Here is a 10,784-nt window from a genome sequence, read left to right as displayed (position 1 = left end):
ATAAAGCACTAACAAAACTTTGATAAATGCCAATTTTAATCAATTACTTCGCTATCAATCGGCTCCACAGGGCTTTTTGCTTTTTCTCTGATTGTCGTATCGTTCACAGCCAAAGATGAAGGGGACGATACTTTGGGAGATAAAGAATTAAAGTAACGCATTCTTTTCGCCACATCGGCGTCGTCCATGTCGATACGTGATGTTTGTTCAGCCGCATCCAAATCGCCCGAAAGGGTGTAGGCCATCGCCAGAATTTGTCGATGCTGAACAGTTGCCTTTGGATTTTTAGACAAGGGGTACAAGATTGCCAGTGCCTCGTCATGGCGCCCTTCATATGACATAGACAGCCCATAATTACTAAGAAGAGTAAGATTATCCTTATCAATCTCTAATCCAGCTTTGTAGTACCTTTGCGCAGTTTGACGTTCACCTTTTTTGTCATAGGCAACGCCCATAGCATTTAATAACTTGGTATTCTTTTCAATACCAAGACCTTCCGAGAACTGCTCAATAGCAAGATCCATCTGTCCCCGCGCCATAAAAGAGAGTCCAAGTCCTCTTTTTGCCTCAACATTCATTGGATCCACAGCCAACACCTGTCTGTATGCCTGCCCCGCGGCTAATGGCTCCCCCCTTTTATTGAGAATTGATCCAATTCTCAGCATGGGTTCAGGGTTATCAGGATTTAATTCAAACACCCGCTGATAAAGCCCTATCGCTGTGCGGTAATCTCCCCGATTGTATGTAGCTTCGGCAACATCAAAAACTTGCTGACTTTCTTTGTCAAACCCATGTTTTTCGTCTGGATCGACACTTCCTTGAGCAACTTCGTCTTTGGGGCTCTTAATCCCAACAGCAGATGAAATGTCGTGCACCACTGAACAACCAGACAGCACAAAGGATATCCCCCCAAGGATCACAATCCTTTTGGCAAACATTAAGGACATATCTTTTCTCCGTTCAGACACACAAAACAAAATACATGCTAAGGTACCGGAGATCTGCTTAAGCTTTGGTTAAGTAACACCTATATCATAGAACTTATGTTGTTGATCAAAGACAAAACCTATCAAGAAACATCAAAAACCCCATTTCGGTCTAAAAACACGGAACCTACCAGATGCTTCAGATGGTATTCCTTATCAATTTCCGGGCTGGGCGCGATATCCCAGATCCAACTATTATCAAGTTTGTTAAATTTCAAACCAAAGAGTGCATTATCCCTGATTTCACTCTCTGTTGTTTCTTTTACTGACAGAATACGGCGCTCTAGATCTGTGATTAACAAAACGGCAGAATCAGAACCTTCCAACCACCTGAGATGATCTAGAATTATCTTGTGGCAACATCTCTTTAACTCGAGACTGTCTTCATCAAAGCCAGCATTAATCAGCCAATTCTGAATGGCGATCGGCAGTTGAGATAAAACATTGCATGAAATCACAAGATCAGCCCCGGACAAAAGCCCTACGGGCGGCTGAGTTTGAATACTATTAAGATCAAAATCAGGACTTACATTTTCAAAAAAAGAAACCAGACCAGTAAGATCAGCTTCAACCAACAAAATCTGAGAGCTATTTTTGGCCTTTTTCCTTATGCTGCTTAAAAAAACCACATCCACAAGAACAATAGTTTCAAAATGACGCTCTAAATCTTCCAGAGGAATATCGTACCCTGCCCCTGCCCCGAGAATAACAACCTTCTTGTGTTGAGAAACATTAAGAATGGCAGAAGAGATTTCAGCCCGAGTATTTTCAAGGTGAGAAGACCATGCCAACCGACATCTACGATATCTGGCATCTATGGCTATGGCTTCATGTAAATATCCGAAGCGTCTGAACTTACTCTCGCACTTGGCAAAAAGAAAACTGAACGCTTCGGATAGCATCTATAAACTCTGATAAATGAATAAATCAGGGATAATCACAGCGGTCACCGATAACCTGAACAAAGCCCTTTGCGCCTGTTTTCAAAGTAAACTTGTACTCAGAACCATTCACAACGATTGATTTATGCAAAGGCAGCTTGCCAGATAACTTAACGGCTTTACCGCCCAATGTCGTAAAAACAAAATCCAGCGGCTTGGCCGGGTCGTACCATGCTTCAACTTTATTTTCGGCATTGTAAGCAGACTCACCCCGAGCTGTGATTGTCACACTACCGCGGGCAAAACTAACATTGTCATTAGCACCTGTATAGATCGGTGTATTTACATAAAAGCGCTTTTCGATTGGGTTGTTGTCACATACCCGCTTGTTCTCAGCACTGGCAATCAAAAACTTGAGACGATCCAGAGAAACCCCGTTTTCGATCTTTGCCTGTAAGTCAGTAACAATAACTTTTAGCTCGCCCGTCGGGACATCTTTATGATAACGACTTTCCCAGCCAGCAGCAGTTTCTTTGGTCGCTTCTAGATTGCTATTAAGCTCGTCTCTTAATTCCATAAGTTCTTGAACGGTTTGTTCCAACTCACTATTTTTATCGTTAAGGGTTATAACTTTACGATTTGCTAGCTCGAGCCCAGCGCGGTAGGAATACCAACCAGCGGCCCCGACAAGAATTAATGCGATTGTCCATTTGAAAACCGCCCAACGGAAATTGTTTGAACGACGGCGACGGGTTTCACGAAGACCGAGAGACATCTATATTTTTATCCATACTAATTGTGTTAAGATCAAGCTGCGCCTCTATTACGCGCCTAACCGTTGATATACAACAAACTTACTGAATGGCAACCTAAATTACAGCTTTTGCCCTGTTGAACAAAGTATAAAGCTACAATAGGAATATCCATCAGAAAAGACCGTGTTGTACCTAACATAATAGTTATTTCGAAAAATATACCCTAGTTGTGTCCATTCCATGGCAAAATGGTGTAGTATAACAATAACCCTATAACCTCTGTTCAAGGGAACCACCAATGGCAGATGAAGATATCAAGGAAAAAGTCCTCAACGATTTAAGGTCTCTTCGTGGTAAACTTGACCCAAAAATTCTAAAAGAAGTAGAGCTACGTATGAATGGTCAGGTTCCCTATGACAAAGAATCTGCGCGGAAGACTGTAGAATTGTTTCTTCACGCCAGACATGATCAAGGGGCTTTTGCAGAGAAAGTTCTTAATGCACTAAAAGAAAAAGATCAGGAAGAAGACAATAAATAATTCAAATGTCAGAGTTTGCTCAACGAATGTCCTGAAAAGCAATTTATCCAGAAACGGATGACAGGCCTTTATCAATTGCCTATATAACTCTTTCTGCAGGAGAGTTATGTGAACGATACATCGAAATTTATTGCTATTATAGGGGGCGGCCCTGCTGGCCTTATGGCGGCGCACCAGTTACTGGAAATGGGGCACAGAGTTCATCTCTATGATACCAAGCCCTCCGTAGCCAGAAGATTCCAGCTTGCAGGCCGTGGCGGCCTTAATCTGACACACAGCGAACCTCTGGATACCTTTGCCACGCGTTATTACGAGAATGAAGCCCGCTTCACCCCTCTCCTACAACAATTCACACCAAAAGACCTAAGAGGTTTTTGCCTTACCCTGGGTCAGGAAACCTTTATCGGGTCCAGCGGCCGGGTTTTCCCAACCAAATTTAAAGCGACAGAACTCTTACGAGCCTGGCTTGCCGACTTATCCCATAAGGGCTTAAAGCTCTTTACGCGGCATAAATGGATCGGCTTTGATAGTCAAAAAAACTTGCTTGTCAAAAATAACGATAATCAAGTTATCACGATATCGCCACAAGCAACCCTTCTGGCCCTTGGTGGTGCCAGCTGGGGAAAACTTGGCTCTGATGCCGCATGGGTTCCAATTCTGGCGAAAGAAAAAATCGACATAGAGCCTTTGGAAGCAGCAAATTGCGGATACGAAACGCATTGGCCCGAAACGTTACAAGAAAGCTGCTTTGGGCAACCTCTTAAAAATATTTCTCTCACTCATGAGGACAGAACAACAAAGGGAGAAATCATGCTTTCTTCCTATGGCCTGGAGGGCGGTGCGATATATGCCCTCAGCAAATCAATCCGTGAAGCTATAAACAGAGATCAATCAACAACAGTCTTCATAGATTTAAAACCCAACCATAGCCAAGAAAAATTGGCTAAGGCTCTTAAAAAAAGAGCAAAAACTCTGGCCCTCGGGAAATTCCTGAAACAAGAACTGCGTGTATCATCCACCAGTCTTAATCTTCTCAAAGCTCTTACCAACAAAGAAGAGTTTAGCTGCCCAGATACGCTAGTCAAAAAAATAAAAGCCCTGCCCGTTACACTTCATAAAGCAAGGCCGATTGACCGGGCAATATCAACAGCAGGTGGTATTAAATTTAACGCTTGCACAAATGACCTAATGTTAAAGCGACTGCCGGGTATTTTTGTTGCCGGGGAAATGTTGGACTGGGAAGCACCGACTGGCGGATATTTACTTCAAGGATGTTTTTCCATGGCGATACATGTCGCCCAAGGTATTGATCAGTATCTGCGAGAACAGTCGTAACCATCTGCCCCGCTTATAAATATTAAAGTGTCCACTAATGTTCTTAGTGAACACTGTTCCATGAAACAGCCCCCCCCCCGAACAGTTTGTGTATTTACATGACTTCAAAAAACGGGTGATTTATAAATCAAACGCTTCCTCGTCACGGGGTGCTCGCCTATATGACTTGAACACGAACCTTTTACATGGGTGATGGCGGGGGTAATTGTTCATAAAAATCTTTACCATTCCCCTGTGATTTGGGGTTATCAAAATAAAATTTTGATAGATCCATTACAGAAGATCCCACGTCTTTATCAAATAAATAGAAGAAAATTCGTATATCCTTTACATCTCCCGGATTGTAATGCTTAACTTTCAAAATTGCAGTCACTGTTTCGCCCTTCTCGACCTTGATTTGATGATCCAGTGAGCCAACAAAAATCTGTTCTCCATATTCCCCTTCTTCCCACCCCTCTATAGTTGCGGCAAAGCGACCTTTTTTTCCGAATGTTAGTTTCACATACACTTCTTCTGGGTGGTCAGCATTTGGGGCATACCACCATTCTTTTAGACTGATGACGTCATAAAGGTTTTTTCGGTTCTCTAGAATAGCCGCCCGTTGTCTTCTTTCAGCACTTTCGAAAAAAATGATAGCCCCGTAAGACACGACAGCGAGTAGAACAATCGATACAGGAAAACTTATTAAATGGGCGCGAGGCAGTGACACATCCTTACCAAAATACAGCCACGCTGTTGAAAAAGATAAGTGCAGAACCAGAAGAATCAGATAGCCTAGAGCAAGAATCCCTCGAAAATCCAAGGCGATAAAGCTACCTTGAGACGGCTTTAGAAAATGTTTGTCCATAAGATAGATCGGTATAGCGAGCAAAATAAGAACGCCGCTGATAATGAAATGATGTTTCCACATATTCATACCTTATTGTAGAGCAACTCTTTTCTTTGAATAGAAACACTTTGGAGATAGTAAACGTCTGAAAACCCTGGATGTCCAAGGTCAAGATCCCGTATGCACATTTTCAATTCCCTGAGCTATACCGTTTCTCAATCCAGCTTCGACTATATGAAACTTTTCGAATTCCCAAATAACACCTATACGATACATATTATTCTTCAATATTTATAAATTTAAAGAATAGAATTAAGGTGGCAAAATCTCTCCTTTAAACTTTAGTCGTAGCAAAAGCCATAAAGGTTCATTTGTTGAATGTTTTTTTAGAAGAATGAATTCTTTGGTGTTACTTGTAACCGAGATCATACGTGCAACCTCAACGTATCGAGAGCCAGAGAGAGAGAACTTCCAAGTCCGTATTATAACTGCATCGTAATTGTGTCTCACAAGGTAGGCTGATCTCAAGAGGGGTGTCACCGACGACACCCCCTCCTGTCTTTAGGAACCCTTTGCAATCAATTATTTTACAGGGCTGTGGAGGGACAGTCTTAAGAAATCAACGATCAGCCATTCAGAAACAAAAAACCGGGAATGTTTAACATCCCCGGTTTCCAATACCGCTAAATCTTTGAGTATCTTTACTCTCAGGCCTTATCCAAGATCGCCCCGGATTGCCTTTAGAAGAATAGCTGAATATTCTTCAGGTGTGAACTGAATAGGGTTCCCGCCAGCTGATGGATCCTGTGTTGCAAGAACACCAATTTCATCAACCTTATCTTCATCAATACCAATTGCTGACAAAGCATTTGGAATATCAAGTGTTGTACGAAGATCCATCACCCACTGTAGCAATCCGTCAAACGACGCGTCTTTAAGATCGAGACAACGCGCCAAGTATGCCGCACGTTCTTCAATAACAGAACGGTTCGCAACCAGAACATATGGCATCAGAATAGCATTCAACATGCCGTGGTGCGCATCATAAATCCCCCCAAGTGGGTGAGCCAGTGCATGCATACCGCCTAGACCTTTTTGGAAAGCAGTCGCGCCCATGCTTGATGCAATCATCATATCGGAACGGGCAACCAGATCAGTACCGTCTTCGACAGTTTTCACCAAGGATTTCTGGATCAGACGAATACCTTCAACAGCAATACCGTCCGCCATCGGGTGATATCCCGGTGCACAGAATGCCTCTAGGTTATGTGAAAGCGCATCCATACCAGTCGCCGCAGTCAATTTTGCAGGCAGACCAACAGTCAACTCAGGATCGTCAATCACAACAGATGGCATCATCTTAGCGTGGAAAATGATTTTTTTAACGTGTGTTTCTTCATGGGTAATAACAGAAGCACGACCAACTTCTGATCCTGTACCAGAAGTCGTTGGTACTGCGACGATTGGGGCAATTTTGTCGGCATTGGCACGGGTCCAGTTATCACCAACATCTTCAAAATCCCAAAGCGGGCGATCCTGTCCAACCATGAGGGCAACAGCTTTTGCTGCATCCAGACCTGAACCACCACCAAAAGCGATAACACCGTCGTGTTTACCTTTATGATAGAAAGCAACACCGTCCATGATGTTTTGCCCAATAGGGTTAGGTTTGATGTCACTGAAAACATCACACCCAAGACCAGCTGCTTTACAGGTTGCAACAACATCCGCAACCATCGGCAACGCTGCAAGTCCAGCATCAGTAATAAGAAGGGGGTTGCTCATACCAAGGCCGCTGCAAACATCAGCAATTTCCTTGATGCGACCAACACCAAAACGAACAGTCGTCGGGTAATTCCAATTACCCTGCATATTTTCAATTTTATCGTTCACGGTTTTTCTCCGTATGAAGTGGAAGGCGTTACGCTTTTCACGTATTTGCTTATTTATCGAACTCCAAGTTTATCGAACCTTGGGGATCGAACGAAGATATCTAAGACAAAAATTGAAGAATTACCAACAAATAAATCTTCAAGCATTTTCTTTGACTGGACTGGCTGTGTCATTAGCAAAGAAAACACTTGAAGATTATACTGTAAAGCCCGGTTACTGCTTTACTTTTTCCATTTTCGGATCAAACAATGCGCCAAAGTGTATTTCACATTTATGGCGCACGGTTCCCACTTCTAACTCATACTCACCAGATTCTAGATAGGCCCGATTTACACCATCCTGATTTCGCACATAGCCATAACCAATGTTCTTGTTAACCGTAAATCCAAAACCTGCCGATGTTAACCATCCAACCCGCTCACCGTTGCGATAAATTGTTTCTCGCCCCAAGAGAATGACATCAACATCATCAATCGTGAAACAGCACAAACTTTTTTTAATGCCCTCTTCTCTTTGTGTCTCCAAAGCCTTTCGCCCCTTAAAGTCGATATTTTTCTTGAGCTTACAAGCCCAAGCCATACCGGCCTCTAATGGAGTATGATCAGGTCCAATATCCGAAGACCAGGCACGATACCCCTTTTCCAGGCGTAAGCTTTCAATCGCTCGATAACCCGCATTACCAATACCATATTCTTCCCCGGCGCTCATCAAGGCCTGATAAACATTAATGGCAAATTCAGTCGGTATATGAAGCTCCCAGCCCAACTCGCCAACATAGGTAACCCTCAGGGCCATCACCGGTGCCCCGGCAACACCGATAGTTTGCATGGTACCAAAGGCAAAGTTTTCATTCGAAAGATCATCAGATGAAATCTTCTGCAGTACGTTTCGCGCATCAGGCCCCATCACGGAAAGAACCGAATAACCGGACGTCACATCAACAAGCTGCGCATTTAAATCAGTTGGTATATTTTTGCTAATCCAGTCGAAATCATGTGTGGCATACCCTGTCCCCGTCACAATATAAAACTCGTTTTCAGAAACACGAACGACAGTCAAATCACATTCAATGCCACCACGATCATTCAACATTTGCGTATAGATCAAAGCGCCTGTTTTTTTAGCAACATCGTTGGCACATATCCAGCTCAACGCTTCTTCAGCATCCGGGCCAATCAACTTGAATTTTGCGAATGAAGATTGATCAAAAACAGTGACATTAGAACGTGTTAAACAATGTTCCTCACCAACATTCTTAAACCAGTTTTGACGCTCAAAGGAATAAATATCCTTAGCTTCCTGCCCTTCGCCAGCAAACCAGTTTGGTCTTTCCCAACCAAGCTTCTCACCAAAACAAGCCCCTTGTTTTTTCAAGACGTCATAAAGCGGAGACTTACGATTTGGACGCCCTGATGAATGCTCTTCAAATGGCCATGCCATTGTGTAGTGCTTGCCATAGGCTTCCAGTGTACGTTTGCGCACCCAATCCGTATCAAAATGTGCCCGACCAAACCTTCTGATATCCACAGGCCATAGGTCATACGGCGGCTCTCCATTAACAACCCATTCAGCCAAAGCCATACCAGCCCCGCCACCAGCTGCAATACCAAAGGCATTAAAGCCGGCACCAACAAAGTAGTTTTTCAGTTCAGGCGCTTCACCCAGAATGAAATTTCCATCTGGTGTAAAGCTTTCAGGCCCATTGATAAGCTCACGAACGCCAGCCGTTTCCAAAGCAGGAACACGCCCCAAAGCAAGTTCCATAAGCTGTTCGAAATGATCCCAGTTTGAATCCAGTAACGAGAAATGAAATTTTTCTGGAAAGCCCTTTGTCGCCCACGGGATACCGTTGGGTTCATACCCCCCCATGACTAGACCGCCAACGTCCTCTTTGTAGTATGTCAGGCGATCCGGGTCACGCAATGTCGGTAGATCCGGTGTAATTCCTTCGATTTTTTCGGTAATCATAAATTGATGCTCAACTGATACCAAGGGAACATTCACACCAACTTTTTTCGCTTCCTGACGCGCCCACTGCCCGCAGCAGTTGACGACCTTGTCACAGGCAATCCGACCCTTTGACGTCACAACGGCAACAACCTTGCCATTTTCAACTTCAACATCCAGGACTTCGGTGTCTTCGAAAATTGAGACACCGTTCATTCGCGCGCCCTTAGCCAAGGACAAGGTTATATCCGAAGGGTTAGCCTGACCATCTGTCGGCAGGAAAGCAGCCCCCACAACATCATCAATCGTCATCATCGGCCACAGTTCTTGCGCCTCTTTTGGCGTAAGCAATTGCATATCCAAACCAAAAGAATGTGCCGTAGTTGCCTGGCGTTTTACTTCTGTCCAACGCTCTTGATTACAGGCCAGACGCAACCCACCATTCATCTTCCAGCCCGTTGCCTGTTCCGTTTCCTTTTCCAGATTCTTATAAAGATCAACGGAATAGCCCAAAAGCTGGGTAATATTTGCATTGGAACGTAACTGTCCCACTAATCCAGCAGCATGAAAGGTCGTACCAGACGTCAGCTTACCACGCTCAATCAGTATCGTGTCACTATATCCCATTTTTCCAAGATGGTAGGCTGTGGATGTCCCGACAATACCACCGCCAACAATTACTATCCGAGCATCTTTTGGCAGGGTATCAGATTTTGAATCGGTCATTTTAGTATCTCACTTTTTTGGAAGGCTTGAAGCTGCACTCTGAATTTATCGAGGTTTTCCTCGGTATATTTCTGATAATCAAAATCAATATCGGAATGAATTTCCGATACCATACTCCACATGGTTTCTCGCAAGAGAGAGGCACACTTCATTGCCTCGTATCTATAGAGAAGTTCATCCGTAACAGGACGTTCAAAATAGCTTTCGAGTACCCACTTTTCCGACGACTTATCCAGTTCTGAATTGGACACAAGCCCACCCAGATCAAAGAGCGGGGAATTAAAGCCGGCATAATCCCAATCGAAAAGCCAGACACGGTCACCATCGTCTATAAAATTCGCTGCCAATAAATCATTGTGCCCGAACACAAGGTCGACTTGCCCAACTGCCTTTTCCAAAGATTCCGAACTATCCAACAACCAAGGGATTTCATTAACCATACGGCTCTGTCTCTTTTTGAGAGTTGCTGCATAGTCTCGAATGACATGGAAAACCCAGAATACGAGGGAAGGCCCACGCAGGTATTTTGGTATTTCCCTATGTGCCTGTCGGATCAGTGGAATAATTTTTTTCAAGTTCTCCGGATCACGAACCATACTCTCATCGAAGCAGGTTCCTTCGATAAAGCGTAAAACCATAATGCCGTTTTCTGCAAAAACCACCTCGGGCGAAACCCCGGCCTGATAAGCTGCCTGGCTGGCTGCCAGTTCGTTAAAGCGCATCACATGATGCACTGGAATATCTTCCCCGAAACGAACGACGTACTTACCCCTACTGTCCTTTACGGTATAGTTATGGTTGGTAATCCCGCCCCCCAATGGTTCAGGATCTACCGCACCATCCCAGCAGGGAAGCTGCCTTATGATATCTTCTTTGTTTGTCATCGGGTTTCCT

At 43.9% G+C, this 10,784-nt stretch carries 9 protein-coding genes; 2 read left to right on the top strand and 7 right to left on the bottom strand.

The annotated features are described in order from the left end of the window. Nucleotides 1–35: 35 nt before the first annotated feature. The 3 genes from WH95_RS07105 to WH95_RS07095 form a co-directional block, all read right to left on the bottom strand. Nucleotides 36–947, bottom strand: a complete 912-nt coding sequence (locus tag WH95_RS07105; protein ID WP_082114030.1) for a tetratricopeptide repeat protein — start codon at nt 945–947, stop codon at nt 36–38. Nucleotides 948–1,069: 122 nt separating this feature from the next. Continuing rightward, nucleotides 1,070–1,888, bottom strand: coding sequence for a hypothetical protein (locus WH95_RS07100; protein WP_046504960.1), 819 nt, complete (start codon nt 1,886–1,888; stop codon nt 1,070–1,072). Between the two features lie 25 nt (nt 1,889–1,913). Continuing rightward, nucleotides 1,914–2,642: a hypothetical protein gene (locus WH95_RS07095; protein WP_046504958.1), complete on the bottom strand. Its 729-nt coding sequence runs from the start codon at nt 2,640–2,642 to the stop codon at nt 1,914–1,916. 278 nt (nt 2,643–2,920) lie between these two features. Here WH95_RS07095 and WH95_RS07090 point away from each other — a divergent pair, with 278 nt between their 5' ends. Then, complete coding sequence (locus tag WH95_RS07090; protein ID WP_046504956.1) at nt 2,921–3,160, top strand: hypothetical protein; 240 nt, start codon at nt 2,921–2,923, stop codon at nt 3,158–3,160. 108 nt (nt 3,161–3,268) lie between these two features. Continuing rightward, nucleotides 3,269–4,495, top strand: a complete 1,227-nt coding sequence (locus WH95_RS07085; RefSeq protein WP_204247736.1) for a TIGR03862 family flavoprotein — start codon at nt 3,269–3,271, stop codon at nt 4,493–4,495. 181 nt (nt 4,496–4,676) lie between these two features. Here the strand turns inward: WH95_RS07085 and WH95_RS07080 are convergent, their stop codons facing one another. From WH95_RS07080 to WH95_RS07065, 4 genes are all read right to left on the bottom strand, one after another. Then, complete coding sequence (locus tag WH95_RS07080) at nt 4,677–5,405, bottom strand: hypothetical protein (protein WP_046504951.1); 729 nt, start codon at nt 5,403–5,405, stop codon at nt 4,677–4,679. 633 nt (nt 5,406–6,038) lie between these two features. Continuing rightward, a complete protein-coding gene (locus WH95_RS07075; RefSeq protein ID WP_204247735.1) occupies nt 6,039–7,217 on the bottom strand; it encodes an iron-containing alcohol dehydrogenase in 1,179 nt (392 codons plus the stop codon). A 213-nt stretch (nt 7,218–7,430) separates the two neighbouring features. Then, a complete protein-coding gene (locus WH95_RS07070) occupies nt 7,431–9,890 on the bottom strand; it encodes a GcvT family protein (RefSeq protein WP_046504949.1) in 2,460 nt (819 codons plus the stop codon). Next, complete coding sequence (locus WH95_RS07065) at nt 9,887–10,774, bottom strand: phosphotransferase (protein ID WP_046504947.1); 888 nt, start codon at nt 10,772–10,774, stop codon at nt 9,887–9,889. The genes WH95_RS07070 and WH95_RS07065 overlap by 4 nt, the downstream gene beginning before the upstream one ends. Nucleotides 10,775–10,784: the final 10 nt, after the last annotated feature.

This window comes from Kiloniella litopenaei, from assembly GCF_000982415.1.
Taxonomy (GTDB): domain Bacteria; phylum Pseudomonadota; class Alphaproteobacteria; order Kiloniellales; family Kiloniellaceae; genus Kiloniella; species Kiloniella litopenaei.
The sequence above is the reverse complement of the archived record's forward strand: the minus strand, read 5'-3'. Positions and strand labels throughout refer to the sequence as shown.

Coding starts and splice junctions, on each gene's coding strand:
- WH95_RS07105 (WP_082114030.1), bottom strand. CDS start 947: ATGTCCTTAATGTTTGCCAAAAGGATTGTGATCCTTGGGGGGATATCC.
- WH95_RS07100 (WP_046504960.1), bottom strand. CDS start 1,888: ATGCTATCCGAAGCGTTCAGTTTTCTTTTTGCCAAGTGCGAGAGTAAG.
- WH95_RS07095 (WP_046504958.1), bottom strand. CDS start 2,642: ATGTCTCTCGGTCTTCGTGAAACCCGTCGCCGTCGTTCAAACAATTTC.
- WH95_RS07090 (WP_046504956.1), top strand. CDS start 2,921: ATGGCAGATGAAGATATCAAGGAAAAAGTCCTCAACGATTTAAGGTCT.
- WH95_RS07080 (WP_046504951.1), bottom strand. CDS start 5,405: ATGTGGAAACATCATTTCATTATCAGCGGCGTTCTTATTTTGCTCGCT.
- WH95_RS07070 (WP_046504949.1), bottom strand. CDS start 9,890: ATGACCGATTCAAAATCTGATACCCTGCCAAAAGATGCTCGGATAGTA.
- WH95_RS07065 (WP_046504947.1), bottom strand. CDS start 10,774: ATGACAAACAAAGAAGATATCATAAGGCAGCTTCCCTGCTGGGATGGT.